A 25,525-nucleotide genomic window follows, 5' to 3' on the forward strand; every position below is an offset into this window, starting at 1 on the left:
ACCGGGGCACCACCAAGCCGCGACACACAGGCCGGTGCAACACCCAACGAAGCCAGCACGTGGTCTCGACAAGCTCGACCACCGGAGCATCACCAGTCCGCGACACACAGATCCCACCAAAGCCCGCACCCACGACGAAACCGCCCCACAGGGCGGTTTCGACAAGCTCGACCCCCGGCCGACACCAGACCCACGCCCGCTCACGAGAGCGCGGCCCGACACAAGGCAGCTCTACCGCCCGACAGCCTTCTCGAGCTCGGCCTTGTTCATCTTCGAACGCCCCTTGACGTTCTTGTCCTTGGCCTCCTCGTACAGCTGAGCCTTGGTACGCCCACCAGGACCACGGTGGCTCCGCAGGCCACCACGGCGACCCGAGGAGATGTCCTTGGTCGAGGTGCGGCTGCGCTCACGGGACTCACCCTCGCGGGCGCGTTCCTTGTTCACCGTACGAGCGGCGATCTCCTCGGCGGTGTCCTCGTTCTCGCCGCGGTCGAGGAGACCCTTCTTGATGTGCTCGTACTGTCGTTCTCGCTTCTTGCTCCAGGCACGTTGCGGCATCTCAACTCCTCCTCCTTCTCGGCTGCTCGAAGCGCTCTTCGTCGTCGGCGACGCGCTTGTTTCGGCGGGCGTCGAACATCCAGGCGGCGATACCGGCCAGGACGACGATCAGCCCGATCACGGTGAAGATGACGGCTGGGGTGCTCATGAGCGACCGGTACCCAGAAGAACCGCCGCTTACGCGGCGACCGCGGTCCGCATCCGGCGGAGGATCCGTGCGAGCGTACGCGAGACCTGAGCCTGGGTCGCACCGACCTTCTCGCCGATCTCTGCCTGGGTCAGGCCTTCGGCGTAGCGCAGCCGCAGGATCTCCAGCTCGGTCTCTCCGAGGTCGCTGAGCGCCTCCTCGAGGATGACCCGCGCCTCCGCGCTCTCGAAACCGGGGTCGATCTCCCCGACCTGCTCGACGAGCGGCCCGCGGTCGTCGTCGGCGACCCGATCGGGACGTACGCAGCGGGCCAGGTCCCGGAAGCAGCGACGCATCTCGCCGGTGGCCATCGGGACGGCGTAGCTCAGGAACGCACCTTGCTCAGGGTCGTAGCCGCGGGCGGCCTTGACCAGTCCCATCCGCGCGGCCTGGCGGAGGTCGTCGACCTCGACGCCGCGCCCCGCATAGCGGGCGGCCAGCGAGCGCGCCACCGGGAGGTGGCGTACGACGAGGTCTTCCGTCTGATGCGATGAGTCCTGCGTCCTGTCCATACTGAGAGTCTGTCCCGGAAAAACCCGGATCCCGAGGATTGGGGAGAGAAATGGCCCCCAGGGGTGAGCTCAACCCCCACAGCTCACCCACCCCTGAGGGTTAGAACCGCGGTCCCGGGTCCGTTGCCGAGACCGCGGCACCGACAGCGCAATCGTGGTGTCATCCACCGAGCCGGAGCAGGGGGAAGTCACCCAGACTGCTCTGTCGATACGCTATCGGTAACCATCCGTGCCCCCACCGATGCACCCGACTCCACGGAATTCTCGTCAGGTGGCGCAAACCCGTGGGTGATCGCCCAGCTGACCGCCTGGCTGCGGGTGGTGACCTCGATCTTCCGGTAGGCCTGACGGATGTGGCTCTTGAGCGTGTTCACGCTCACCACGAGCTTGGCGGCGATGTCCTTGTTGGACAGCCCCTGGGTGATCAGCGCGAGCACCTCGACCTCCCGGGTGGTGAGTCCCGCGACCGTGCCGAGCCGGTCCTCGCGCTCGCCCAGCGACTCGCCGGCCGCGGCCAGCTCGATGGCACGTACGAGCTCACCCGCGTGCACGCTCATCGACACCCAGGCCTTGGCGCCCAACGAGTAGGCCTTGACCCGTAGATCGGGCCGCATGTCGCGGCTGAAGATCAGCACCTCGGCGTCGGTCTCCTGCAGCAGATGCACCAGGTCGGACCCGTCGGCGAGGTGCAGTCCGAAGGTGTCGTAGATGATCACGTCGACGCCGGGAGCACGGCTGCGTACGGACGGCAGCGCCGTCACCACGAGCCGGTCCGGATAGTCCGCCAGCATGGTGGTCAGGCCCCGCATCACCACTTCCTGCGGGCTGACCACGGCGACCCGCAACACCCCCTGCCTCATCACAGTTGAACCTTCTCAGATCGGTGGTCAGTTGGACAGGTGTATGGCCAGAACACGCCGCGGGTACCAGGGACGATGTCCATCCAGACCCCTGAGACAGGAGCGAACCATGTCCCACGTGACCGAAGACCTCAGGAAGGCCTCGGAGCTACCGGAGGGCGACGTGGTCAGGATCCTGCTGCAGCAGCACGCCGGCATCCGCCAGCTCTGCGCGACGGTGGGGAGCTCCGAGGGCGCGGCCAAGCGCCAGGCGTTCAACGATCTCCGGGTCCTGCTCGCGGTCCACGAGACCGCCGAGGAGCTCGTCGTCCATCCGGTCGCGTCGGCCCGCGGCGGCGAGACGCTGACCAAGGCCCTCAACGCCGACGAGAAGGAGGCCACCGAGATGCTGGCCCGGCTCGAGGAGGTCGGTGTCGATAGCCCGGAGTTCGACGAAAGCTTCCCGATCTTCCAGATCGCGGTCGAGCAGCATGCCGAGGAGGAGGAGCGTGTCGAGTTCCCGCTGCTTCTCGCCACGCTCGGCGAGACGGAGCGGCACATGATGGGCAAGCGCCTGACCGCCACCGAGCTCATCGCCCCGACGCGACCCCACCCCGGCTCGGCCGGATCCGTGCCCAAGCAGCTGGCCACGATGCCGTTCCACTCCATCGTGGACCGCGTCAAGGACGCGCTGAGCCGCTCCTGACGCAACCGTGACATCGCCGTGGCGTGGCACAGTGGATGCTGAACGGCATCGAACGACCGCATCGACGTCTTCAGATGGGAGCAAGAGCATGGTCGAGAAGGAAACCCGGGACCCGGTGACCGGAGCGGATGAGAGCACCGAGGCCCCGATCCCCTTCCCCACCCCGGAGCGGGTCGAGGAAGAGGGCGAGGAGCGCGATCCTCAGGACGAGATCGAGGAAGAGACGTTCCCCGCCAGCGACCCGCAGTCCAGCTGGGCGGGCCCGGCGGACCCACGGGACCGCTGATCCCTCAGGCCAGGCCCCGGCGCTCCAGCAGCGGAGCGATCGGGGCCGGCCGTCCGCGCCACTCGGCGTAGGACTCCAGCGGGTCGCGGGTGCCGCCGATGCCGATCACGTAGCGGACGTACGCCTCGCCGTTCTCCCTGGTCAGGCCACCGTTCTCCTTGAACCACGCGACCGTGTCGGCGTCGAGGACCTCGGACCAGATGTAGGAGTAGTAGGCCGAGGCGTAGCCGCCGAAGATGTGCTTGAAGTACGCCGTGTAGTAGCGCGCCCGCACCGCCGGGCTGTCCAGGCCGACCGCCGCCAGCGCGGCCGCCTCGAACTCCCCCACCGCTTCGGGTGAGGTCGGTACGTCGGCCGGGCCGAGCTCGTGCCAGGCCAGGTCGATCAGCGCGGCGGCCAGGTATTCGGAGGTCGCGAAGCCCTCGTTGAAGGTCGCGGACGCCTCCAGCTTGCCGAGCACGTCGTCCGGGATCGGCTCACCGGTCTCGTGGTGCACCGCGTAGTTGGCGAGCACCTCGGGCCAGAGCATCCACATCTCGTTGACCTGGGACGGGTACTCCACGAAGTCGCGGTAGACCGAGGTCGCCGCGAAGCGCGGGTAGGTCGCCCGCGCCAGCAGTCCGTGGAGCGCGTGGCCGAACTCGTGGAAGAGCGTGTTGACCTCGTCGAAGGTGAGCAGCGTCGGCTCCCCCGGCGCCGGCTTGGGCACGTTGAGATTGTTCGTCACGACCGCCGACGGCTCGCCCAGCAGCGTGTTGGCGGTGACGTAGGAGTTCATCCAGGCACCGCCCTTCTTCGAGTCCCGGGTGTAGAGGTCGAGCAGGAACAACCCGATCGGGGACCCGTCACGGGAGACCTCGAAGACGCGTACCTCCGGGTGGTAGCCCTGCAGGTCGGGTCGCTCCTCGAAGGTCAGACCGTAGAGCTCGCCGGCAGCGAAGAAGACGCCGTCGCGCAGCACCCGGTCGGCCTCGAACCACGGCCGCAGGACGGCCAGGTCGACGTCGTACTCCGAGGCCCGGACCTTCTCGGCGTAGTAGGGCCAGTCCCAGGCCTGGATCGGTCCACCTGCCGAGGCCTCGAGGGCGGCCTGCTCGGCCCGGGCGTTGCGGGCGGCGGGCGCGGCCAGCCGCTCCAGCATGTCGCGGACCGCCTTCGGCGTGCCGGCCGTGTTGTCGGCGGTCACCAGGCCGGCGTAGCTGTCGAAGCCGAGCAGCTGTGCCTTCTCCGCCCGCAGCCGCAGCGTATCCAGCGCGATGCCGCGGGTGTCGTTGGCGTTGCCGCGCGAGCCGCGGGCGAGCTGCGCCTCGAACAGTCGCTGCCGAAGCTCCCGGTTCTCCAGCACGGACAGGTAGGGGTGGGCGGTGAACAGGGTCAGCGTGATCAGGAACTTGCCGTCCAAGCCGCGCCCGGAAGCCGCCGCCGCGGCGGCGGAGATCTCCCCCGGGGTCAGCCCGGCGAGCTCCTCGACGGTGTCGACGACCACGGCGAGGTCGTTGGAGTCGGCCTGGGAGGCCTGCCCGAAGGCCGCCTCCAGCGCGGAGATCTCCTGGTTGAGCTCTCGCAGCCGCGCCTTCTGCTCCGGCCCGAGGGCGGCTCCCGCGAGCACGAAGTCGCGGTGGTAGCGCTCGACCAGGTAGCGATCCTCACCCTCCAGCTCCGCCCGCTTCTCGTAGACGGCGTTCACCCGCTCGAAGAGCGCGTCGTCGAGGAGCAGCGCGTCCTGGTGGGCCGCCAGCCGCGGAGCGTACGCAGCGTTGAGCTCGTCCAGGTCGTCGTCGGAGTCCGCGGAGAGCAGCGAGAAGAAGACCCGCAGGACCCGGTCCAGCCGCTCGCCGGACCGCTCCAGCGCGACGAGGGTGTTCTCGAACGTCGGCTCCTCGGCCGACGAGGTGAGCGCAGCCAGCGCCGCCAGCTGCTCGGCCATTCCCTGCTCGATCGCCGGGCCGTAGTCCTCGATCGAGATGTCCGCGAAACGGGGCAGTCGGTGGGGCAGGTCGCTGGGCTCGAGTAGGGCATCGATCACATCGTGCACGCTATCTGACACAGCCGGCGGTCGTCGCCGCGATATCGGCTACCTTGGCCCCATGGCCGATTTCGATGACCTGCTTGCCGCGAACCGTGACTATGCCGAGAAGTTCGACGACGGAGGCTTCGACGGCGTCGCCCACGCCGGCGTCGCCATCGTGACCTGCATGGACTCCCGCATCGAGCCGCTCGCCATGCTGGGCCTGGGCCTCGGCGACGCCAAGATCTTCCGCAACCCCGGCGGCCGGGTGACCCCGCAGGCGATGGAGGCGCTGGTGCTCGGCGTACACCTCCTCAACGTCAAGCGCATCCTGATCGTGCCTCACACCCGCTGCGCGGTCGCCTCGAACACCGAGGCCGAGCTGCGCGCCAAGCTCGCCGAGTCCGCCGGTCAGGACGCGTCCTGGCTCCACCTGCACGTCGTCGACGACCAGGTCCGCGCGCTCGCCGAGGACGTCGCCAAGGTCCGCTCGCACCCGTTCGTCCCCGAGGACGTCAAGGTCGGCGGGTTCATCTACGACGTCGACACCGGTCTTCTCAACCAGAAGGTCTGAGCCTGCGACCCTGCGAGCGAGCAGGGTCGTAACGCGAAGAGATCGAGCGTGACGACCGAGCGAGGTCGAAACGGCGAGCTTGCTCGTCCGTTCGCGCCGAGCGAGGGAGTGCGGCGCCCGAAGGGCGCCAGCGCAGCGGGTGAGCCTGCGAACCCGCGAAGCGGGTCGAGATCTACGTCGATGGTCGAGATGCACGTCGAAATCGGGATGAACCCCGATGCGCGCTCACCACGGGTGCGCCAGAGTTGGGGTCGTGACCGACGCAGACCGACTCGAGATCGCCGCCCAGGCGATCGACCTGCACAAGACGTACGGCAAGGGCGCCGCGGAGGTCCGCGCGCTCGACGGCGTGACGCTGGACCTCTACGCGGGACAGTTCACCGCCATCATGGGCCCCTCCGGCTCCGGCAAGTCGACGCTGATGCACTGCCTGGCTGCGCTCGACAAACCCACGTCGGGTGAGGTGATCGTCGGCGGCCGCAAGCTCGGCAAGCTGCGCGACCGCCGCCTCACCGCGCTGCGCCGCGACAAGATCGGGTTCGTCTTCCAGGCGTTCAACCTGGTCCCGACGCTGACCGCGCAGGAGAACATCCTGCTGCCCCTCTCCCTGGCGCGGAAGAAGCCGGAGAGGGAGTGGTTCGACCGGGTCATCGACACCGTCGACCTGCGGTCGCGGCTCAAGCACAAGCCGAGCGAGCTCTCCGGCGGCCAGCAGCAGCGGGTCGCCTGCGCCCGGGCGCTGGTCTCCAGGCCCGACATCGTCTTCGCCGACGAGCCGACCGGCAACCTCGACTCCACCTCCGCCGCCCAGGTGCTCGACTTCCTGCGCCACAGCGTCGACGACCTGGGCCAGACCATCGTCATGGTCTCCCACGACCCGGTCGCCGCCTCCTACTGCGACCGGGTGGTCTTCCTGGCCGACGGCCGTATCGTCGACGAGCTCGCCACGCCGAGCCGCGAGGAGATCCTGGCCCACATGTCCGACCTGCAGTCGCGGGCGATGGGACTGGCCCCGATCGGCGAAGGCGCCTGAGGTGAACGAGCGTCAGCGAGTGAACCAGACAATCGGCACGCCGTCACGTCCGTACTCTGGCGCTTGCGCAACGGCGACGACCGGAGCGAGGTCGAGCGGCGAGACGACCGGAGCGAGGTCGAGCGGCGAGCTTGCTCGTCCGTTCGCGCCGAGCGAGGGAGTAACCGCGCGCAGCGCGGAGCTTGCTCGTCCGTTCGCGCCGAGCGAGGGAGTAACCGCGCGCAGCGCGGAGCTTGCTCGTCCGCTCGTGCCGAGCGAGGGAGTGACCCCGCGAAGCGGGGAGGTGGCGGCGTGCTCCGGCTGACACTGCGCAACCTCGCGGCGCACAAGGTGCGCCTGATCATGTCGACGCTCGCGATCGTCCTGGGCGTGGCGTTCCTGGCCGGCGTACTCACCTTCTCGCACGGGCTCGACCGCACCTTCTCCAACATCATCAACGGCTCCACACCCGACGGCCAGGTGCGTCCGGTCAACAGCGCCAGCTCGGCCGAGGCCAGCCGGCCCGGCGGTGGCGGCGGGGCGATGCTGGAGCCGGAGACCATCGAGAAGCTGCGTACGCTGCCCGAGGTCGCCCGCGCCGACGGGGTCGTCCGGGGGGCAGGGCTCTACGTGCTCGACACCGACGACAAGCTGGTCAGCAGCTCCGGCGCGCCGACGCTGGCCTTCAACCACACCGGAACCCCCAACCTGCTCGGTGAGCCGTCGCTCGAGCTCACCCGGGGAAGCTGGCCGACCGGCGAGAAGGAGCTCGTCCTCGATGAGGCGACCGCCGAGAAGGCCGGCTACCGGGTGGGCGACGCCGTCACCCTGATCGCGCCGCAGGGCGAGACCCGCCGCAAGGTCACCCTCACCGGCATCGCCGCCTTCAACGGCGGTGGCACCGCCGGTGCCCAGCTGCTCGTCTTCAGCACCGCCGGCGCCCAGAGCCTCTTCACCGAGGGGAAGGACCTCTACTCCGCGGTCTCGCTGACCGCTGCTCCCGGGGTCAGTCAGAAGGAGCTGGTGAAGGCCGCGAACACGGTCCTGCCGGAGGGTTTCGAGGCCGTCACCGGCGACAAGCTCGTCGCGGAGTCCGAGGACGCGATCGGCTCGTTCCTCGACGTGATCTCGGTCTTCCTGATCGTCTTCGCGGTGATCGCGGTGATCGTGGGCGCCTTCATCATCGTCAACACGTTCTCCATCCTGATCGCGCAGCGCTCCCGGCAGCTGGCGCTGCTGCGCGCCCTGGGCGCGTCTCGCCGCCAGGTCACCGTCTCGGTGCTCTTCGAGGCGCTGGTCATGGCCCTGGTCGCGGCCACCCTCGGCATCCTCGCCGGCTGGGGGCTCGCGCACGGCCTCGCTGCCGTCTTCCGGCAGGCGGGGCTGGAGATCGCCGCCGACGTCCTCGTCCTCACCCCGCGCACGATCGCGACCTCCTACGCCGTGGGTGTCTTCGTCACGCTGGCCGCCGCGCTGCTGCCGTCCCGGCGGGCCGCCAGGGTGCCACCGGTGGCGGCGATGCGCGAGGACACCCAGCCTCCGGCCAGATCCACCGTCCTGCGTACGTCGGTGGGGATCGTCCTGCTGGCCCTCGGTCTCCTGCTCGCGGCGATGCCACGGATCGGGATCCCCGAGATCAGCCTGCCCGGCGGGTTCGACATCCCGACGAGCCCGGCGCTGTGGGTGGGCGTCGGGGCCGGCATCTCGATCCTCTCGGTAGCCTGGATCAGCGCGTTCCTGGGCCGCCCGGTGCTGGCGGCGCTGGCGACCGTCTCCGGCGCCCTCTTCGGGATGACCGGCAGGCTGGCCGGCCAGAACGCGATGCGCGACCCGCGGCGTACCGGCGCCACCGCGTCGGCGCTGATGATCGGGCTGGCGCTGGTCTCGCTGATCGGTGTGCTCGCCGCCTCGATGAACGCCTCGATCAGCGACGTGGTCGAGGAGCAGTTCAAGCCCGACCTGATCGTGCAGAGCCCGACGTTCACCCCGTTCCCGACCTCGATCGGCGACGAGATGGAGAAGGTCGAGGGCGTCGCCACCGTCTCCCGTTCGCAGATCGCCCAGGCCGTCGTCGGCAAGGTCGACCTGAAGAACCCGAAGAAGAACGAGGTCGAGTTCCTCTTCGGCGTCGACGACCACCTGCCACAGATCTACGACCTCGACGTGCTCGAGGGCAGCGACGAGGTCAAACCGGGCCAGGTGCTGGTCACCGACGAGGCGGCGACGAAGCACAAGTGGCGACTCGGCGACCGCATCGACCTCACCTTCGTCAGCGGCCGCCAGCTGCACCCGCAGATCAGCGGGATCATCGCCCGGAGCCAGGTGACCGGAGACATCACGGTGCGCATCGAGGATCTCGTCTCGGCCAAGGTGCCGCGTGAGGACGCCTCGCTCAGCATCCTGCTCGCCCGCGGTGCCGATCCGGCCGTCGTCCACGACCGTCTCGACAAGCTCATCGAGGACCGGCCGGTGGTCGCGGTGCAGGACAAGGACGAGTTCGCCGAGTCGATCAAGGGCCAGGTCAACCAGCTGCTCTACATGATCTACGGCCTGCTCGCGCTGGCGATCGTGATCGCGGTGATCGGCATCGTCAACACCCTCGGCCTCAGCGTCATCGAGCGCACCCGCGAGATCGGGCTGCTGCGCGCCATCGGGCTCGCCCGTGGCCAGCTGCGCCGGATGATCACCCTGGAGTCGGTGACGATCGCGGTCCTCGGTGCGGTCCTCGGGCTCGCCCTCGGGGTCCTCTTCGGGGTGCTGCTGCGCGACGCGCTGCGCGACGACCTCACCAGCCTGTCGGTGCCGATCGACCAGCTCGCCGTCTTCCTGGCGATCGCCGTCGCGGTCGGCGTCCTGGCCGCGCTCCTCCCGGCCATCCGCGCGGGAAGGCAGGACGTCCTCAAGGCCATCGCCTCGGAGTAGGGTGCAACGCGTGAGCACCGAGCACTCCGTCGACCTGCCCGAACCCACCCTCCGCGTCAGCGAGCCGGAGACGGCCGCGGTCGGGATCCCCGGAGTGGCCCACTCGATGGAGTACGCGCTGCGCGAGATGGGCCCGAGGCGCAGCCTGCAGACGCTGCTCAAGGTCAACCAGGTCGGCGGCTTCGACTGTCCTTCGTGCGCGTGGCCGGACCCCGACCACCGCAAGGCCGCCGAGTTCTGCGAGAACGGCGCCAAGGCGGTGGCCTGGGAGGCGACCCGCAAGCGGGTCGACCGCGCCTTCTTCGCGGCCCACTCGGTCGCCTCCCTCCTCGAGCGTGACGATCACTGGCTGGAGGCGCAGGGCCGGCTGACCGAGCCGATGTACATCGCACCCGGCGAGACCCACTACTCCCCCATCTCCTGGTCCGACGCGATCACGCTGATCGCCGAGCGGATGCGGGCGACCGACCCGGATCGTTCGGTCTTCTACACCTCGGGCCGGGCCTCCAACGAGGCCGCGTTCGTCTACCAGCTGCTCGCCCGCCAGCTCGGCACCAACAACCTGCCCGACTGCTCCAACATGTGCCACGAGTCCAGCGGCACTGCGCTCGGCGAGGTGATCGGCATCGGCAAGGGCACCGTCACCTACGACGACCTCGCCGAGCACGCCGACCTGATCTTCGTGGTCGGCCAGAACCCCGGCACCAACCACCCCCGGATGCTCACCGCGCTCGAGTCCGCCAAGGAGAACGGCGCCAAGGTGATCTCGGTGAACCCGCTGCGCGAGGCCGGGCTGGGGCGGTTCCGCAACCCGCAGACCGTACGCGGCGTCTCCGGCGTCGGCACCAAGCTCGCCGACCTCCACGTGCCCGTGCAGGTCAACGGCGACCTGGCGCTGTTCGCCGGGATCAACAAGGTGCTCGTCGAGCGCGACGCCGTCGACCACGCGTTCCTGGAGGAGCACACCGACGGCTTCGAGGTCGCCGCGCAGGCGTGGGCGGCGATGGAGTGGGACGAGATCACCCGGCTCAGCGGCATCTCCCGCGAGGAGATCGAGTCGCTGGCCGACCTGGTCGAGAGCCGCGAGCGCATCATCGTGTGCTGGGCGATGGGCCTGACCCAGCACAAGAACTCGGTCGCCACGATCCGCGAGATCGCCTCGTTCCTGCTGCTGCGCGGCAACATCGGCAAGCCCGGCGCGGGCGCCTGCCCGGTCCGCGGCCACTCCAACGTGCAGGGCGACCGCACGATGGGCATCTGGGAGAAGCCGCCGGCGTGGTTCCTCGACGCGGTCGGCGCCGAGTTCGGCATCACGCCGCCGCGTGAGGAGGGCTACGACGTGGTCGCCGCGATCGAGGCGATGCGCGAGGGCGCGGTCGACGTCTTCCTCGCCCTGGGCGGCAACTTCGCCGCCGCGACCCCGGACACCGCCGTCACCACGGCCGCGCTGGCCGGCGTCGGACTCACCGTCCAGATCTCGACCAAGCTCAACCGCAGCCACCTCCACCACGGCCGCGAGGGCCTGATCCTCCCCTGCCTGGGGCGCACGGAGCGCGACGAGACCGGCGGCCGGGAGCAGTACGTCACCGTCGAGGACTCGATGGGCATGGTCCACGCCTCCCACGGCCGCCTGCTTCCCGGCTCGAAGGAGCTGCGCAGCGAGGTCGGCATCATCTGCGCCATCGGTGAGGCGCTCTTCGGCTCCGCCAGCGGCATCGACTGGACCGCGATGGGGATGGACTACTCGCGGATCCGCTGGCACATCGCCGCGGTCGTCCCCGGGTTCGAGGACTTCGAGGCCCGGCTGAAGGCGCCCGGCGGCTTCGCCCTGCCCAACGGCCCCCGCGACTCCCGCACGTTCAACACCGCGACCGGTCGGGCCCGGGTCACCGCCAACCCGCTGACCGCGCTCACCGCTCCCCCGGGTCACCTGCTGCTGCAGACGCTGCGCTCCCACGACCAGTTCAACACCACGGTCTACGGCTACAACGACCGCTACCGCGGCATCAAGGGCGGGCGCCACGTCGTCTTCGTCAACCCGGACGACCTCCGTGACCTCGGCATCGCCGACGGCGACACCGTCGACATCGTCTCGGTCTGGACCGACGGCGAGCGCCGTGCCGAGGGCTTCCGCCTCGTCGCGTACGCCACGCCGCGCGGTTCCGCGGCCGCCTACTTCCCGGAGACGAACGTCCTCATCCCCCTCGACTCCTACGCCGACGGCAGCCGCACGCCGACCTCGAAGTCGGTCGTGGTCCGCCTGGAGGCCCGCTAGGAATTACTTTGCGAGGTCCGATGTTGATGCCTAACGTGATCCCCATGTTCCGCGTGGTCTCCGAGCTCGACCTGTCAGGCACCGGCCTGACGGGCGCTCCCACGTGGGCTCCGTCAGTCGATTGCACCGGCGCTCGAAGCTGACCCTCCTCCTGCCTCGCAGGACCCGCGGAGGAGGGTGGCCCGCACCGGCCCCCTCGTCGCGGTGACAGCGCGGTGAGGGCTTGCCGGAGGGTCCTGGCTCACCCCGAAATCTTCTGACGAACGAAGGAACTCTCATGGCCAAGAGCCAGTTCGTGCGGACCAAGCCGCACCTCAACATCGGGACGATGGGTCACGTCGACCACGGCAAGACGACGCTGACCGCCGCGATCACCAAGGTGCTCGCGGAGCGCGACCCGGGCGTGAACCGCTTCATCGCCTTCGACGGCATCGACCGTGCCCCGGAGGAGCTGCAGCGCGGGATCACGATCAACATCTCGCACGTCGAGTACGAGACCGCCACCCGCCACTACGCGCACGTCGACATGCCCGGGCACGCCGACTACGTGAAGAACATGATCACCGGCGCCGCTCAGGTGGACGCCGCCATCCTGGTCGTCTCCGCTCAGGACGGCGCCATGCCGCAGACGCGGGAGCACGTGCTGCTCGCCCGCCGGGTGGGCGTGCCCTACCTGGTGGTGGCGCTCAACAAGGCCGACACCGTCGACGACCCGGAGCTGCTCGACCTGGTCGAGCTGGAGGTCCGTGACCTCCTCTCCGAGTACGGGTTCCCCGGCGACGACGTCCCTGTCGTCCGGGTCTCCGGGCTGAAGGCGCTGGAGGGCGACCCCGAGTGGACCGCGGCGATCGGTGACCTGCTGGACGCGATCGACGGCTACGTGCCGGTGCCCGAGCGTGAGCTCGGTCAGCCGTTCCTGATGCCGATCGAGAACGTCGTCACGATCACCGGCCGTGGCACGGTGGTGACCGGTGCCGTCGAGCGCGGCTCGCTGAAGGTCGGCGACCAGGTCGAGGTCGTGGGTCTCGGCGCGACGGTCACCAGCACCGCGATCGGTCTGGAGACCTTCGGCAAGTCGCTGGAGTCCGCCGAGGCGGGTGACAACGCGGCGGTGCTGCTGCGTGGCGTCAAGCGCGACGAGGTCCGTCGCGGCCAGGTGGTGGCACTGCCGGGCAGCGTACGGCCGCACCGGAGGTTCCGGGCGAACCTGCACGCGCTGTCCACCGCCGAGGGTGGCCGGCACACGCCGTTCGCCGCGGACTACCGGCCGCAGTTCTACTTCCGCACCACGGACGTGCCCGGCGGGATCGACCTCGGTGACATCGCCCTGGTCATGCCCGGCGACACGATCGAGCTCGGGGTGGAGCTGGAGAAGCCGATCGCGATGGACGTCGGGCTCGGCTTCGCGGTCCGCGAGGGCGGTCACACCGTGGCCGCCGGCACCGTGACCGAGCTGCTCGACTGAGGTGACATGGAACGGCCCCCGACACCGTCGGGGGCCGTTTCGGCTAGCTGCGCGGGCGCCACCGCTTCCACAGCGCCTCGCCCTCGGCCCGGACCTTGCCGTCCCACTCCAGGCGCACCAGCGAGGTGATCTGGTCCTCGTCGGCGTCCTTGGTCGTGGCGACGAGCGTAACCGGCTCCCGGAGCGGAGCCGGCCGCCGATAACGTACGTCGATCCCGGCCGTCACATAGGCCAGCGACTCCCCCTCGGCCGGCATCCAGCCGTTGAGGAAGGCCTCCTGGTGCACCGCGGCGGCGCTGTGGCAGTCGAGCAGGGTCGCGATGATCCCGCCGTTGAGGAACCCGCCGCCGTTGTCGTGCTGCGGCCACGGCTGGAAGGTCGCGGTGACGCTCCCGTCCAGCTGCGGATAGCTCTTCAGCTGGAGCCCCTCCGCGTTGGCCGGCCCGCACCCGAAGCAGGTCATCGCCGGCCACCACTCGTCCTGCAACGCGATCATCTTCACCGCGCCACCATAACCAGCATCAGCCGATCCCGGTCCGGAAGCCCTCGCGCCAGGTCGGGTAGGACGGGGTCCAGCCGAGCTCACGCTTGGCCTTGGCGTTGGACGACCCGCGCACCGAGGTCATCAGGGCGACCCCGAACTCGCCGATCAGCGGCCGGGCGAGCCAGGCCGGCAGCCGCATCGGGTTCCGGCCACCGACCTGCTCGGCCAGGTACGGCATCCACTGGTTCACCGGCGCGGGCTCGTCGTCGACGATGTTGTAGATGCCCGGCGCACCCCGGTCGATGGCCGCGACGGTCGCGGAGGCCACGTCGTCGATGTGGACGAACGACCACACCCCCGTACCGCCGCCGACCACCGGCATCCTGCCCTTGCGCAGCAGCTCACCGATGGCGCCGTCACGGGACGCAGCGTTGCCGGGGCCATAGAAGTTGCCGTAGCGCAGCACGACGCCTTCGAGGTCGGAACCATCGGAGGCCGAGCCTGTCGAGACCACGACGGACTCCAGGTGACGGATCGCCGCCAGGGTCTCCCGCGCCTCCTTGCCCGGGTCGGCGATGAGCGGAGCGGTCTCGTCCTTGACCCAGTCGCCGGTGCGCTCGAGGGGCCAGCCACCGCCGAAGCTCTGCGCGACGAACCGCCGCACCCCGGCCGCCCGGGCCGCCGCCAGCAGGTGGTCGGTGCCCTCGGTACGCAGCCGGTTGGTCATCGCGAAGTCGTGGTCGAACTTCTTCAGGTTCCCGCTGATGCCGCCCAGCGCGGTGAGCTGGTGGACGACCACCTCGGGCGAAGCCTTGGCCACAGCGTCGGCGACGCTTCGCGCGTTCAGCGGGTCCATCACGATGCCGGTCGCCCCCATGCCGGCCAGGGTCTCGCACCCCGCCTCGTGGCGGGTCGAGCCGTAGACCTCGTGCCCGGCGGCCACCAGCAGCGGCACCATCCGGATGCCGACCGCGCCCGTTCCGCCTGCGATGAAGATACGCATCTCGTGTTCCTCTCGTCGTTGTTGACCCCACCGACGAAACGACCTGCGCTCCTGTGACAGCTGGCGTAAGGTCCTGCACTCGTGGACCTCGCAAGCGCCCATGACGGGCTCCGCCCGCTGATGTTCTCGATCGCCTACCGGATGCTCGGCAGCGTCGCCGAGGCCGAGGACGTCGTCCAGGAGGCGTTCCTGCGGATGCACCGCAGCACCCAGGAGACGGGCGAGGTCGACAACCTCGATGCGTACGCCACCACGGTCACCACCCGGATCGCCATCGACACCCTGCGCTCGGCCCGCCACCGCCGCGAGCAGTACGTCGGCCCGTGGCTGCCCGAGCCGATCCTGGTCTCCGACGAGGACCCTGCGCACCGTCTCGAGCTCGACGAGACCGTGAGCACCGCGTTCCTGGTGCTCCTCGAGTCGCTCACGCCCGTCGAGCGCGCGGTCTTCGTGCTGCGCGAGGTGCTGGGCTACGACTACGACGACATCGCCCCGATCGTCGACAAGAGCGCGACCAACTGCCGCCAGATCTTCACCCGCGCCCGCAAGCGGATCGCCGACGGCACGCCCCGCTTCGACCCCTCCCGCGAGCGCCGCGACCAGCTGGCGTCCCAGTTCGTCGCCGCGCTGTCCGCGAACGACATCAGCGGCCTGGAGCGGCTGCTCGCCGACGACGTCGTGTTCGTCGCCGACGGCGGCGGCCGGGCTCCGGCCATCCAGAAGCCGATGCTCGGCGCGGTCGCCGTCGCCCGCTTCCTGCTCGGGCTCATGCGTCAGGGCGGGCGTCTCGGCGTACGCCTCGAGCTCTCGGATGCCAACGGCCAGCCCGCGATGCTCACCCGCGGTGCCGACGGCGCCCTGCTCGGCGTCATCGCGCTCGATGTCGACGGCGGCCGGATCGTCCGGATGCACAACGTGCTCAACCCCGACAAGCTCGGCCACCTCGGCGAGGTCGGCGACCTCTTCGCGCTGCCCGCCGAGCGCTAGGGCCGCTACCCGTCCAGCAACGTACGCAGCGACTGGTCGACCAGCGGCCGCCCGAGCGCTCCGTCCGTCAGCGCCTCGCGCAGCGCGGAGACCGAGTCGAGATCGCCGACGAGGCCGACGAGCTCGCCGACCTCCTCCCCCATCTCGGCGGGAGTGGTCGCCGCGACCGGGCGGTCCAGGAGCAGCGGGCAGTCGACGGGGCCGCCCTCCGGCTCCGGGTGACCGAGAGCGGCGACCCAGCAGCCGATCTCGAAGCGCAGCGGTGCGGACGGGCCGGCTCCCTGGGCGCGCAGGTCGATGTACCAGACGATGTCGTCGCTCTTGGGGTCACCGAGCCGGTGATGGCCCTTGCGCAGCGGCATCCCGCCCGCCTTGAACGCCTTGGTCGCCGCTGTCCGTGCTGCCTTCTGATCCACCGTGGCGCCTAGAAGTCGAGATCGGTCTCGGAGAGCTGACCGCCCCCGGCGACGATGAACTCCTTGCGCGGAGCGACATCGGAACCCATCAGCAGGTCGAAGACCGCGGCCGCCTCGTCGGCGTCGTCCAGCGTCAGCCGGCGAAGCGTCCGGTGACGCGGGTCCATCGTGGTCTCGGCCAGCTGGTCGGCGTCCATCTCACCCAGACCCTTGTAGCGCTGCACCGGGTCCTTCCAGGTGACGTTCTTCTTCTTCAGCTCGGCGAGCTTCCGCTGCAGCTCGGGGTCGGAGTAGGTGTAGATGTACTTCTCCATCCCCTTCTTCGGGTTGGAGATCTCGATCCGGTGCAGCGGCGGGACCGCGGTGTAGACCTTGCCGGCGGCGATCAGCTCGGGCATGTACTTGAAGAACAGCGTCGCCAGCAGCGTACGGATGTGGGCGCCGTCGGAGTCCGCGTCGGCCATGAAGATGATCTTGCCGTAGCGCGCCGCGTCCAGGTCGAAGCTGCGCCCGGTGCCCGTGCCGACGACCTGGATGATCGAGGAGCACTCGGCGTTCTTCAGCATGTCGCCGACGGAGGCCTTCTGGACGTTGAGGATCTTGCCGCGGATCGGCAGCAGCGCCTGGAACTCGGAGTTGCGGGCCACCTTGGCGGTGCCGAGCGCGGAGTCACCCTCGACGATGAAGAGCTCGGCGCGGTCGTCGGTGGTGCGGCAGTCGGCGAGCTTGGAGGGCAGCGCGGAGGACTCCAGCGCGTTCTTGCGCCGCTGGTTCTCCTTCTGCTGACGCAGCGAGAGCCGGGTCTTGGAGGCGGCGTACACCTTCTCCATCACCAGCTTGGCCTGCTGCTTCTGCGCGCCGCGCGACTCGGTGAGGAAGGTCTTCATCTCCGCGGCGACGACCTTGCGCACCACACTGCGGGCCGCCGGGGTGCCGAGGATCTCCTTGGTCTGGCCCTCGAACTGGGGCTCGGCCAGGCGCACCGTCACCACGGCCGTGAGGCCCTCGAGGATGTCCTCCTTGACGATGTCCTTGTCGTTGACCTTGAGCACCTTGGCCGCGCGCATGGCGTCGTTGAACGTCTTGGTCAGCGCGTTCTCGAAGCCGCTGACGTGGGTGCCGCCCTTCGGGGTGGCGATCACGTTGACGAAGGAGCGGATCTCGGTGTCGTAGCCGCTTCCCCAGCGCACCGCGATGTCGACGCCGAGCTCGCGCTCGACGTCCTGCGGGGTCATGTGGCCGGCGTCGTCGAGCATCGGCACGGTCTCGGTGAAGACGTCCGACCCCTGCAGCCGGAGTACGCCGCTGACCGGCTCGTCCTTGGCCAGGAAGTCGACGAACTCGGCGATGCCGCCGTCGTGGCGGAACTTCTCCTCGATCGGGTCGGGTCCGGACTGGTCGCGGATGACCAGCTCGAGCCCGGGCACGATGAAGCTCGTCTGCCGGGCACGGCCGAGCAGACCCTCGAGCTCGAAGCGGGCGTCCTTGGTGAAGATCTGTCGGTCCGGCCAGAACCTGATCCGGGTGCCGGTCTTGCCCTTGGCGACCCGCTTGCCCTTGCGGCTCAGACCGCTCTGCGGGGTGAAGCCGGCCGTGGGGCCGTCGCCGTCGAAGACACCGGGCACACCGCGGCGGAAGGAGATCCCCTGCTGGGCCGGCGAGCGGTCCACGTCGATGTCCATCCGGCTGGAGAGCGCGTTGACGACCGAGAGACCGACACCGTGCAGACCACCGGTCGCGTTGTAGGAGCCACCACCGAACTTGCCGCCCGCGTGCAGCTTGGTCGCGACCACCTCGACACCGGGCAGCCCGGTGCGGGGCTCCTTGTCGGTCGGGATGCCGCGGCCGTCGTCGTAGACCTCCACCGAGCCGTCGGAGTGCATCGTCACCTCGACGTGGCCGGCCACTCCGGCCAGCGCCTCGTCGACGCCGTTGTCGATGATCTCCCACAGGCAGTGCATGAGACCACGGGTGTCGGTCGAGCCGATGTACATACCGGGACGCTTGCGAACCGCCTCCAGGCCCTCGAGGACGAGGAGGTGCGCGGCGTTGTAGGTGTTGTCAGAGATGATCGGCTCCTGGCTGTCCTGCATTGAAGCGTTGCTGCTCGGGTACTGCTCAGATGAAATCTACCGTGCGACACGCCCGGGTCTCACGCAGGCACGCGGCAACCGGGCAGCGCGCCACGGGGCGGCACATCGACGTCGTGATCGGTCCGTTACGCGGAACTTGCCGGTTTCGATGCACGAAATGATCAATTGACAGGTAAGAATGTCTGTCACGGACAGCGATGTCCCGTGGGGTAGGTCCGACCCGGATCCCCAACCCGGAGCGACAACTGCAAGGATTAGAGGTGCGACGGAGGTAAGAGTCCGCGAGGAAACGCTAGCGATCTAGGGAATCTTCTACGACTCACGTACGTTATCCCGGCGCAATCATGATCAGAAATGAGGCCGATGTGACCACTGCCGTTGCCACCAGCTCGCCGCTCACGTCCGAGGACCGTTGCGACCGGTGCGGAGCGCAGGCCTACGTCCGCGCGGAGCTCCACTCCGGCGGCGAACTGCTGTTCTGCGCCCACCACGCCCGCGAGCACGGTGAGAAGCTCAAGGAGATCGCGAGCTCGATCACCGACGAGACGCACAAGCTCACCGAGAAGAACTGACCCCACCCACCAACTCCCCGGAGGCTCGGACCACGACGGTCCGGGCCTCCGGCGCGTTTCGAGGCGTCACGGGGGCTAGGGTCGCCCCGTGAGTCTCGTCCCTGAATGGATCGTCATTGGCCTCGTCGCGCTGGTCATCGCCTTCGGCATCGCCGGCATCATCGTCCCGATCCTCCCCGGCGGAGCGCTGCTCGTCGCCGCCGCGATCCTCGGCTGGGCCATCTGGCTGGGCGAGCCCACGGGGTGGGTGATCTTCGGCATCTCCGCCGCCTTCATCGCCATCGGGCTGATCACCAAGTACGCCGTCCCCGGCAAGCGCCTCAAGGACTCCGGGATGCCGCTGTCCACCCAGATCGTCGGTGGGATCCTGGCCATCGTCGGCTTCTTCGTGATCCCCGTCGTCGGCGTCTTCGTCGGCTTCCCGCTCGGCGTCTTCCTCGCCGAGCTCCGCCGTCACGGCGGCGACGCAGGCGAGGCCTGGGCCTCCACCTGGACCGCCCTGAAGGCGATCGGCCTGTTCATCCTGATCGACGCCACCGCCGCCACGCTCGCCACCATCACCTGGGTCGTGGGGCTGTTCCTCACGTGAGTAGGGCCGGGGAGGAATACCCGGTTAACCGGGTATTCCTGCACTTCTCAGGTGTTGCAATGCCCGAGAAGTGCAGGAACTCCCTGAGTGGTGTGACACAAGTGATCGATGTGATCAGCCGTTGGTGACCGTCACGTCGTCTGCCATGACGTACGCGATCCGGTGGTTGAACCAGATCTGGTAGTAGACCGTGTCGCCGGTGATCACGATGCAGTCGGGGACGCCGTCGACCGTGGCGCAGTTGAAGTTGTTCGCCTTGTAGTAGTCGGTCGGGACCTTGGCGTCGGCCAGGACGTACTTCTGGCCCGCCGGGATCGTGTACTGCAGCGGCGCGATCGTCCGCGGCGTCACCCCGTCGGGGTAGTCGCCGGCCTTCGTCGGGTAGGCGGTGCCGTAGACCTTGGCGGTGGTGCCGGCCTTGGCGGTGACGACCTTGCCGGCCGAGGGCAGCAGTACCTCGCGCGGGTTCTGGATCCAGCCCTGCTTGCCGCCGAACCACACTCCCCACCAGTCCGAGCGGGTCCGGTCGTTGACCACGACCTTCTGACCGGCCGCCAGGCGCGGTCCCCAGTTGGAGACCTTGGCCGACCCGCCGACGACCGTGTCCGGCAGCAGCGGGGCGTCGACGGAGGGCTCGGAGTAGACATTGACGAAGTTGGTGCCCCGGTCGCTCGGGCACGGGGCGCCCTCTTCGGTGCAGCCGGTCATCAGGTTGCCGGTGTTGGTGTCGAAGTCGGGGTGGACCGTCCAGATCTCGCTACGCGCGCGCCGGTCGGCCTTGATCGGCGCCCCGAGCAGGTCGAAGTAGTGGCTCCAGTCCCAGTAGGGGCCCGGGTCCCAGTGCATCCCGGCGACGTTGGCCGGCGCGACGCCCTGGACCTGGTCGTGGCCGATGATGTGAGCGCGGTCGAGCGGGATCGCATAGCTCGTGGCCAGGTAGCGGACCAGGGTGGCCGAGGTCTGGTACATCGCCTCGGTGTACCACGCACCGTCGGCCGCGTAGCCCTCGTGCTCCAGTCCGATCGAGTGGCTGTTGACGTACCAGTTGCCGGCGTGCCAGCCGATGTCCTTGCCGGGGATGTGGTGGGCGACGTGGCCGTCGACCGAGCGCAGCGTGTAGTGCCAGCCAAGGTAGGTCGGGTCCTGGACGAGCCGCACGGTGCCGTCGTAGGAGGTCTCGGTGTCGTGGATGACGATGTAGTCGACCGACCCCTCCTCGGGCCGGCTGGCGAGGTCGTGGTTGCCGTAGTCGCCGATCGTGTCGCCGGTCTGCTCGTAGGGCGCGGGCAGCGACTCGCAGCCGAGCACCGCCGGACACTCGACGGCCTCCCCGGTGCCGGACTCGGCCAGACCGAGCCGCCCGACGGCCTCCTCGCTGGCGCTCACCGGCGTCGCAGCCAGCGTCACCCGGTGCCCGTCGTTGGTCGTACGCGACTCCCCCGTGCTCAGCGTCGCGAAGACCTGCCGCGCGAACTTGAGCGCGGTCGCCTCGTCGGCGGCACCGCTGTAGCGACCGACGGCGGCGCTCCAGTCCGCCAGGTCCTCGGCCCCACCGGCCGCCTTCTGGTAGTCGGCCAGCACCGCGGCACCGCCGCAGATGTTCGCGACCGCATCCTCGCGCAGGTCGGCGACCGGGATCCCGGTGATGTCGTTGGCCGTACGCAGCGTCTCGACCTCACCCAGCCGGACCGCCTCCTCACGCTGGCGCGTGGTGCGGGCCTGATGGGAGCCGTCGCCCTTGCCGAGCGGGTCGGGGTGGGCCTGGGTGCCCTTCGCCAGCGCCGGCAGGTCGGTCAGGTGCATCGGCCCGTAGCCGCCCGACGTGCTCGGCGCGGCACCATGGGCGTCCCAGCGAGACTCCATGTAGGAGACCGCCAGCAGCACCTCGGCCGGCACCCCGCTGGTCTCGGCTGCCCGCTCGAAGACCGCCTGCCGGTCGGCGGGGCCTTCCAGACAGGCGCTCCAGTCGGGCTCCGACGCTGACGCCACCGCGGTGATCGGCACCGCGACGAGCAGGCCTCCGAGCAGTGCGCCGGCCGCTGCGAGGGCGGGGCGGTGGGGACGCGAAAGACGCTTAGGCACGAGAAACCTCCCGGAAGGCGGACGTTCGACCCGTGCAACCTAGCCGAATCCGCCGCCGCAGCGGGCGAGTCTGCGGAAATGGCGAACGCCCTCCCAGATGTCCGGGAAGGCGTTCGAGAGGGATCTTAGCCAGAATCAGTCGAGATAGTCTCGCAGAACCTGAGAACGCGACGGGTGTCGCAGCTTCGACATCGTCTTGGACTCGATCTGACGGATGCGCTCGCGGGTGACCCCGTAGACCTTGCCGATCTCGTCTAAAGTCTTCGGCTGACCGTCGGTCAGACCGAAGCGCATGCTCACGACGCCGGCCTCACGCTCGGAGAGCGTGTCGAGCACTGCGTGCAGCTGCTCCTGGAGCAGGGTGAACGAGACCGCGTCGGCCGGGACGATCGCCTCGGAGTCCTCGATCAGGTCGCCGAACTCGGAGTCGCCGTCCTCACCCAGCGGGGTGTGGAGCGAGATCGGCTCGCGGCCGTACTTCTGGACCTCGATGACCTTCTCCGGGGTCATGTCGAGCTCCTTGGCCAGCTCCTCCGGGGTGGGCTCGCGGCCCAGGTCCTGGAGCATCTGGCGCTGGACGCGCGCGAGCTTGTTGATGACCTCGACCATGTGCACCGGGATACGGATGGTGCGGGCCTGGTCGGCCATCGCGCGGGTGATCGCCTGACGGATCCACCAGGTCGCGTAGGTCGAGAACTTGTAGCCCTTGGTGTAGTCGAACTTCTCGACCGCACGGATCAGACCCAGGTTGCCCTCCTGGATCAGGTCCAGGAAGAGCATGCCGCGGCCGGTGTAGCGCTTGGCCAGCGAGACCACCAGACGGAGGTTGGCCTCCAGGAGGTGGTTCTTGGCGCGCTTGCCGTCCTCGGCGATCCACTCGAGCTCGTCGAGGATCTTCGGGGTGATCTTGCCGCCCTTGCCGAGCTTCTCCTCCGCGAAGAGACCGGCCTCGATCCGCTTGGCGAGCTCGACCTCCATCTCGGCGTTGAGCAGCGGGACCTTACCGATCTGCTTGAGGTAGTCCTTGACCGGGTCGGCGGTCGCACCGGCGACCATGACGGTCTGCTCGGGCTCGTCGGTGTCGTCGGAGGTGGAGACGACGAAGCTCTGCTTCTCGGCCTCCTTCTCGTCCTCCTTGATCGTGGGATCGGCGGCGACGTCCTTCTCGAACTGCTCGTCGGGGATGTCGGGCAGGATCTTCTTGCCGTCGGGGCCGATCTGGACGATCGTCGCCTCGTCGTCGTCCGAGTCGTCGGTGTCGTCGGTGTCGTCGACATCGATCTCATCGACGTCGTCGACATCGACGTCGACGTCCTCGAGGACGATCTCCTCGCCGTCCTCGTCGATCTCGGTCGTCTTCTTGGGCTCGGGCTCGTCGGCCTTCTTCGCCGGCGCCTTCGAGGCCGGCTTCTCGGGCTCAGCCGCGACCTTCTTGGCGGCGGCCTTCTTCGCCGGCGCCTTGGCCGTGGTGGTCTTGCGGGTCGAGGTCGCCGCCGCCGCGGCACGGCCGGTGACGGCGGTGCCGAGGTCCACCGAGATGCCGAGCGTGCTCAGGTGACCGAGCAGTGCCTTCAGATGCCTGGGCTCGACCGCGGCATCCTCGCTGGCCTGGCGGACCTGGTCGGGGGTCACCCGGCCGGTCGGCTTGGCCTGGTCGATCAGTGCCTTCACGGCAGGGTGGGCGAGTACCTCAGCGGGTATCTTGCGCGCGTTCGAGGACACGAACACCTCTCCGTCGAACTTGGTCGAGACTTATCAAAAACTCAGTTTGGGCGCGGCAGGGCCCGGGGTCGTCAAGAGCCGCAGATTCATTCTGCCACGGTGATGGTGAACAGTCCCCATCCGGGGCGCGTGTTCCCCACCAGCTCATCCGGCTGCTTTGGCTGCGGCCTTCTTCTGCTGTTTGTAGTCACGCACCTTCTGCAACGACGCAACGTCGACGACGTCAGCCACAGAACGGTAACCATCGAGCGCGTAGTCGCCGACGGCCTCCTGCCAGCCCTCGAGCCGCACCCCCAGCTGCTTGGCCAGGAGCGAGACGAAGATCTGCGCCTTCTGCTTCCCGAAGCCAGGAAGCGCCTGGACCCGCTTGAGCAGGTCCTTACCGCTGGCGGCCTCGGTCCACAACCGGGTGACGTCACCACCGTACTCGTTGGCGACGATGGCCGCGATCCCCTGCACCTTCGCCGACATCGAGCCCGGGAACCGGTGGATCGCCGGCGGGGTCGAGGCGATCGTCTTGAACTCCTCGGGGTCCATCTCGGCGATCGTGGCGGGATCCAGATGGCCGAGGCGGGTCACCAGCTTGTGGCCTCCCTTGAACGCATCCTCCATCCGGTACTGCTGGTCGAGGGCCATGCCCAGCAGCAGCGCGAACGGGTCGTCGGAGAGGAGCTTGTCGGCGGCCTCGTCGCCGGTGATGTGGAGAGAAGGCATAAGGGACATCCTGCCTCATCTCGCGGCCGAGCACCGCGTCATGCCTGTGGAAAGCGGGTCGCGCCGATCCGGCATCCGTTGCACGCTAGGCCCATGGCCTCCCTGTCCACCCTGTCCGAGACGACCGTCGAAGGGCTGCACGAGCCGCTCTCGCCCGTGATCGAGAAGCGGCTGAGACGTGCCGTGCTCGACCACACCGCCACCGAGCACCGGCGCTCGTTCCTGCCGCTCGTCCACCTCGGCATCCCCGGCGGCAAGGAGGTCGCCCACGCACATCGCGAGGACGAGCCCACCGACCCGTGGCTGCGGGCCGACATCATCCACAGCATGCGGCGCCGGGTCGGTGTGCCGGACCCGATCGTGTGGCTCACTCGACCTGCCGAAGCGAAGCCCGAGACGATCGGCACCGGCAGCACGGAGATCGAGGACGTCGACCTCCGCTGGCTCGCCGCCGCCCGCCAGGCGTTCCGGGAGATCGACGCACCCCTGACGTACGTGGTGGTGACCCGCAACGCGTGGTTCGACCCGCGCTCGGGAGTGAGCCGCCGGTGGAAGCGGCTGCGTTACCGTAACGACTAGGCCGGCAGGTCGGACTGGCCGAGCGCCTCCTCCCAGGCGCTCGGGGGCACCGCACCCTCGAGCATCTGCGCCACCAGCACCCCGAGGCCGTGGTGAGGGTCGCTGGCGAAACACCGGTCCAGCGCACACCAGGCGAGCGCGCCGTCACCGCCGAGCCAGGCGGCGAAGGCCAGCACCGCGGCCGGGTGGGCGACGTGGTCGTCGGGGCTGCGGCGTACGACATCGGTCCACAGGCGCACGTGGGCCCTGGCCTCCTCCCGGGTCATCCCGCCCCAGGCGGCGTCGCGCCGCTGCGGGTCGCGCAGGGCCAGCAGCAGCGAGGCGATCTGGTCGGCCGACAGCAGCGTCCCGGCGACCGCGTCGTCGACCAGGCGGCCGACCTCGTAGATCTTCATCGAGGAGGCCTGACCCAGCGCCGCCTCGGTCTCGGCGACGGCCGCGGGGTCCGAGGCGATCGAGGCGGCCAGCTCGGAGCGGGAGCGGCGCACCAGCTGCCCGTCGTAGACCGCCTGGGCACGGAACGGGTGCGCGCCGACGTCGAAGGGGACGCCGTCGTCGGGAACGCCGTGGAACCCGAGCGGGTCGAACCAGCGGCCGTCCTGGACACGTAGGCACCCGATCAGGTCGATGTCGCACTCGGCGAGCCGCTCGGCGAGGCGGCGGGCGATCTTCACCCCGAAGCGTGGGCCACTGTCGTAGAGGACGAGGAGGACGCCGCGCACCTGGTGGCGGACCGCGGGCAGGATCAGGCTGTCCAAGCAGGCCTCGACCTCACCCGGCGGGGGCAGGTCGATCCTGCCGTGGACCTGGTGCGCACCGCCGAACGTCAGCATGACGATCGACTTCTCGGGCTGGAAGCCGAGCAGGACAGGGACGGCCGCCAGGACGTCCTCGGGACGGGCGATGGAGAGTTTCGTGGTCATGCGGACCACGATCCCCG

At 69.3% G+C, this 25,525-nt stretch carries 24 protein-coding genes; 11 read left to right on the forward strand and 13 right to left on the reverse strand.

What is annotated here, in order from left to right; genetic code table 11:
* Positions 1–231: 231 nt before the first annotated feature.
* From UG56_RS22740 to UG56_RS22750, 4 genes are all read right to left on the reverse strand, one after another.
* Positions 232–558 (reverse strand): hypothetical protein, encoded by a 327-nt coding sequence (locus UG56_RS22740; protein ID WP_045548044.1) that lies wholly within the window; start codon positions 556–558, stop codon positions 232–234.
* Position 559: 1 nt separating this feature from the next.
* Complete coding sequence (locus UG56_RS28500) at positions 560–706, reverse strand: hypothetical protein (RefSeq protein WP_177191535.1); 147 nt, start codon at positions 704–706, stop codon at positions 560–562.
* A 29-nt stretch (positions 707–735) separates the two neighbouring features.
* The gene (locus UG56_RS22745; protein WP_045548043.1) at positions 736–1,257 is read right to left on the reverse strand and encodes a sigma-70 family RNA polymerase sigma factor; all 522 of its coding nucleotides are present in this window, start codon (positions 1,255–1,257) and stop codon (positions 736–738) included.
* Positions 1,258–1,445: 188 nt separating this feature from the next.
* Entirely contained in the window at positions 1,446–2,117 is a 672-nt protein-coding gene (locus UG56_RS22750; RefSeq protein ID WP_045548042.1) for a response regulator transcription factor, read from the reverse strand.
* 109 nt (positions 2,118–2,226) lie between these two features.
* On the opposite strand from UG56_RS22750, the gene UG56_RS22755 reads away from it, so the two are divergent.
* A complete protein-coding gene (locus tag UG56_RS22755) occupies positions 2,227–2,802 on the forward strand; it encodes a hemerythrin domain-containing protein (RefSeq protein WP_045548041.1) in 576 nt (191 codons plus the stop codon).
* 88 nt (positions 2,803–2,890) lie between these two features.
* Complete coding sequence (locus UG56_RS22760; protein ID WP_045548040.1) at positions 2,891–3,088, forward strand: hypothetical protein; 198 nt, start codon at positions 2,891–2,893, stop codon at positions 3,086–3,088.
* Positions 3,089–3,092: 4 nt separating this feature from the next.
* Here the strand turns inward: UG56_RS22760 and UG56_RS22765 are convergent, their stop codons facing one another.
* Positions 3,093–5,114 (reverse strand): M3 family metallopeptidase, encoded by a 2,022-nt coding sequence (locus UG56_RS22765; protein ID WP_084101467.1) that lies wholly within the window; start codon positions 5,112–5,114, stop codon positions 3,093–3,095.
* Between the two features lie 61 nt (positions 5,115–5,175).
* Between UG56_RS22765 and UG56_RS22770 the strand changes: the two genes are divergently transcribed.
* The 5 genes from UG56_RS22770 (at position 5,176) to tuf (ending at position 13,344) form a co-directional block, all read left to right on the forward strand.
* Positions 5,176–5,670, forward strand: a complete 495-nt coding sequence (locus tag UG56_RS22770; protein WP_045548038.1) for a beta-class carbonic anhydrase — start codon at positions 5,176–5,178, stop codon at positions 5,668–5,670.
* A gap of 253 nt (positions 5,671–5,923) precedes the next feature.
* Positions 5,924–6,703, forward strand: coding sequence for an ABC transporter ATP-binding protein (locus tag UG56_RS22775; protein WP_045548037.1), 780 nt, complete (start codon positions 5,924–5,926; stop codon positions 6,701–6,703).
* Between the two features lie 291 nt (positions 6,704–6,994).
* Positions 6,995–9,604 (forward strand): ABC transporter permease, encoded by a 2,610-nt coding sequence (locus UG56_RS22780; RefSeq protein WP_045548036.1) that lies wholly within the window; start codon positions 6,995–6,997, stop codon positions 9,602–9,604.
* A 10-nt stretch (positions 9,605–9,614) separates the two neighbouring features.
* Positions 9,615–11,879 carry an FdhF/YdeP family oxidoreductase gene (locus tag UG56_RS22785; RefSeq protein WP_045548056.1) on the forward strand — a complete coding sequence of 755 codons (2,265 nt, stop codon included), beginning with the start codon at positions 9,615–9,617 and terminating at the stop codon, positions 11,877–11,879.
* Positions 11,880–12,156: 277 nt separating this feature from the next.
* Positions 12,157–13,344: an elongation factor Tu gene (gene tuf / locus UG56_RS22790; protein ID WP_045548035.1), complete on the forward strand. Its 1,188-nt coding sequence runs from the start codon at positions 12,157–12,159 to the stop codon at positions 13,342–13,344.
* Between the two features lie 43 nt (positions 13,345–13,387).
* Here the strand turns inward: tuf and UG56_RS22795 are convergent, their stop codons facing one another.
* Together UG56_RS22795 and UG56_RS22800 are read right to left on the reverse strand one after the other, a co-directional pair.
* Positions 13,388–13,840 (reverse strand): PaaI family thioesterase, encoded by a 453-nt coding sequence (locus UG56_RS22795; protein ID WP_045548055.1) that lies wholly within the window; start codon positions 13,838–13,840, stop codon positions 13,388–13,390.
* Positions 13,841–13,865: 25 nt separating this feature from the next.
* Complete coding sequence (locus UG56_RS22800) at positions 13,866–14,831, reverse strand: NAD-dependent epimerase/dehydratase family protein (protein ID WP_045548034.1); 966 nt, start codon at positions 14,829–14,831, stop codon at positions 13,866–13,868.
* An 81-nt stretch (positions 14,832–14,912) separates the two neighbouring features.
* On the opposite strand from UG56_RS22800, the gene UG56_RS22805 reads away from it, so the two are divergent.
* Positions 14,913–15,818: an RNA polymerase sigma-70 factor gene (locus UG56_RS22805; RefSeq protein WP_084101471.1), complete on the forward strand. Its 906-nt coding sequence runs from the start codon at positions 14,913–14,915 to the stop codon at positions 15,816–15,818.
* 5 nt (positions 15,819–15,823) lie between these two features.
* On the opposite strand, the gene UG56_RS22810 is transcribed toward UG56_RS22805, so the two are convergent.
* Positions 15,824–16,234, reverse strand: a complete 411-nt coding sequence (locus UG56_RS22810) for a hypothetical protein (protein ID WP_045548033.1) — start codon at positions 16,232–16,234, stop codon at positions 15,824–15,826.
* 8 nt (positions 16,235–16,242) lie between these two features.
* Positions 16,243–18,327, reverse strand: a complete 2,085-nt coding sequence (locus UG56_RS22815) for a DNA gyrase/topoisomerase IV subunit B (protein ID WP_045548032.1) — start codon at positions 18,325–18,327, stop codon at positions 16,243–16,245.
* 344 nt (positions 18,328–18,671) lie between these two features.
* Between UG56_RS22815 and UG56_RS22820 the strand changes: the two genes are divergently transcribed.
* Positions 18,672–18,899 carry a DUF7455 domain-containing protein gene (locus UG56_RS22820; protein WP_008361825.1) on the forward strand — a complete coding sequence of 76 codons (228 nt, stop codon included), beginning with the start codon at positions 18,672–18,674 and terminating at the stop codon, positions 18,897–18,899.
* Between the two features lie 88 nt (positions 18,900–18,987).
* On the forward strand, positions 18,988–19,488 hold the full coding sequence (locus UG56_RS22825) for a DUF456 domain-containing protein (protein ID WP_256206843.1): 501 nt from the start codon (positions 18,988–18,990) through the stop codon (positions 19,486–19,488).
* Positions 19,489–19,602: 114 nt separating this feature from the next.
* Here the strand turns inward: UG56_RS22825 and UG56_RS22830 are convergent, their stop codons facing one another.
* The 3 genes from UG56_RS22830 to UG56_RS22840 all read right to left on the reverse strand — a co-directional run bounded on the left by UG56_RS22830 (position 19,603) and on the right by UG56_RS22840 (position 24,015).
* Entirely contained in the window at positions 19,603–21,570 is a 1,968-nt protein-coding gene (locus UG56_RS22830; RefSeq protein WP_143055153.1) for an N-acetylmuramoyl-L-alanine amidase, read from the reverse strand.
* Between the two features lie 135 nt (positions 21,571–21,705).
* Positions 21,706–23,298 carry an RNA polymerase sigma factor gene (locus UG56_RS22835; protein ID WP_052693370.1) on the reverse strand — a complete coding sequence of 531 codons (1,593 nt, stop codon included), beginning with the start codon at positions 23,296–23,298 and terminating at the stop codon, positions 21,706–21,708.
* 138 nt (positions 23,299–23,436) lie between these two features.
* On the reverse strand, positions 23,437–24,015 hold the full coding sequence (locus tag UG56_RS22840; RefSeq protein WP_084101473.1) for an HhH-GPD-type base excision DNA repair protein: 579 nt from the start codon (positions 24,013–24,015) through the stop codon (positions 23,437–23,439).
* An 84-nt stretch (positions 24,016–24,099) separates the two neighbouring features.
* Here UG56_RS22840 and UG56_RS22845 point away from each other — a divergent pair, with 84 nt between their 5' ends.
* The gene (locus UG56_RS22845) at positions 24,100–24,585 is read left to right on the forward strand and encodes a hypothetical protein (RefSeq protein ID WP_045548030.1); all 486 of its coding nucleotides are present in this window, start codon (positions 24,100–24,102) and stop codon (positions 24,583–24,585) included.
* Here the strand turns inward: UG56_RS22845 and UG56_RS22850 are convergent.
* Positions 24,582–25,508, reverse strand: a complete 927-nt coding sequence (locus UG56_RS22850; protein ID WP_045548029.1) for a DUF4192 domain-containing protein — start codon at positions 25,506–25,508, stop codon at positions 24,582–24,584. The two genes, UG56_RS22845 and UG56_RS22850, sit on opposite strands and share 4 nt — an antisense overlap.
* Positions 25,509–25,525 lie beyond the last annotated feature (17 nt).

Origin of the sequence: Nocardioides luteus, from assembly GCF_000960475.2 — a bacterium.
GTDB lineage: Bacteria > Actinomycetota > Actinomycetes > Propionibacteriales > Nocardioidaceae > Nocardioides > Nocardioides luteus_A.

Coding starts and splice junctions, on each gene's coding strand:
- tuf (WP_045548035.1), top strand. CDS start 12,157: ATGGCCAAGAGCCAGTTCGTGCGGACCAAGCCGCACCTCAACATCGGG.
- UG56_RS22745 (WP_045548043.1), bottom strand. CDS start 1,257: ATGGACAGGACGCAGGACTCATCGCATCAGACGGAAGACCTCGTCGTA.
- UG56_RS22750 (WP_045548042.1), bottom strand. CDS start 2,117: ATGAGGCAGGGGGTGTTGCGGGTCGCCGTGGTCAGCCCGCAGGAAGTG.
- UG56_RS22820 (WP_008361825.1), top strand. CDS start 18,672: ATGATCAGAAATGAGGCCGATGTGACCACTGCCGTTGCCACCAGCTCG.
- UG56_RS28500 (WP_177191535.1), bottom strand. CDS start 706: ATGAGCACCCCAGCCGTCATCTTCACCGTGATCGGGCTGATCGTCGTC.
- UG56_RS22845 (WP_045548030.1), top strand. CDS start 24,100: ATGGCCTCCCTGTCCACCCTGTCCGAGACGACCGTCGAAGGGCTGCAC.
- UG56_RS22840 (WP_084101473.1), bottom strand. CDS start 24,015: ATGTCCCTTATGCCTTCTCTCCACATCACCGGCGACGAGGCCGCCGAC.
- UG56_RS22755 (WP_045548041.1), top strand. CDS start 2,227: ATGTCCCACGTGACCGAAGACCTCAGGAAGGCCTCGGAGCTACCGGAG.
- UG56_RS22760 (WP_045548040.1), top strand. CDS start 2,891: ATGGTCGAGAAGGAAACCCGGGACCCGGTGACCGGAGCGGATGAGAGC.
- UG56_RS22815 (WP_045548032.1), bottom strand. CDS start 18,327: ATGCAGGACAGCCAGGAGCCGATCATCTCTGACAACACCTACAACGCC.
- UG56_RS22740 (WP_045548044.1), bottom strand. CDS start 558: ATGCCGCAACGTGCCTGGAGCAAGAAGCGAGAACGACAGTACGAGCAC.
- UG56_RS22800 (WP_045548034.1), bottom strand. CDS start 14,831: ATGCGTATCTTCATCGCAGGCGGAACGGGCGCGGTCGGCATCCGGATG.
- UG56_RS22770 (WP_045548038.1), top strand. CDS start 5,176: ATGGCCGATTTCGATGACCTGCTTGCCGCGAACCGTGACTATGCCGAG.
- UG56_RS22850 (WP_045548029.1), bottom strand. CDS start 25,508: ATGACCACGAAACTCTCCATCGCCCGTCCCGAGGACGTCCTGGCGGCC.
- UG56_RS22795 (WP_045548055.1), bottom strand. CDS start 13,840: ATGATCGCGTTGCAGGACGAGTGGTGGCCGGCGATGACCTGCTTCGGG.